A 595-nucleotide genomic window follows, 5' to 3' on the forward strand; every position below is an offset into this window, starting at 1 on the left:
ATATTTTTCAGCCTGTCACACGCTATCATCATCGAATCAATCATCTTGGGCAAATCTTCTAAGCTATATTCCAAGTCGATTTCTTCAGCGTGTTCAATAATTTCCTCTTTTGGATTTGGCAGACTTTCTTGATATAATTTCAGATGTTTAAAAATATCTGCAAATACAGGTTTACTTTGTTCAAGGCTAGCAGAAATAAAACCGAGAGGATTATTCATTTCATGAGCTACCCCCGCAACAAGATTTCCCAACGCAGACATTTTTTCATTTTGTACTAGTTGAAGTTGAGTTTCTTTGAGATTTTGGAGTGTTTCTTCTAATTGGGTTGATTGTTGGCGAGTTTCCAGCAGGAGATCGGTTTGTTGGAGTGCAACTCCCATTTGTGCAGCAATTTGTTGGGCAAATTCAATCTCAGAAGGTTGCCAGTGACGTGGGCGATCGCATTGGTGAATGCAGAGTAAGCCCCAAAGTTCGTCATCTTGCATAATTGGTACAACCAATGATGCTCTAACATTAAACTGTTGCAAAATTACCCGATGACAATCTAAAACTTCTGCGGTTTCAATATCTGATATTGCACAAAATCGTCCCTGTT

General features: G+C 38.8%; 1 protein-coding gene. It reads right to left on the reverse strand.

Annotation, left to right across the window (positions count from 1 at the left end; translation table 11 throughout):
• On the reverse strand, window positions 1-595 hold a 595-nt coding region (locus tag GNF10_RS37305; protein WP_185607521.1), incomplete at both ends, for a GAF domain-containing protein.

The sequence above is a fragment of the Nostoc sp. UCD121 genome (genome assembly GCF_014222285.1).
In the GTDB taxonomy this organism is placed as follows: Bacteria; Cyanobacteriota; Cyanobacteriia; order Cyanobacteriales; family Nostocaceae; genus Nostoc.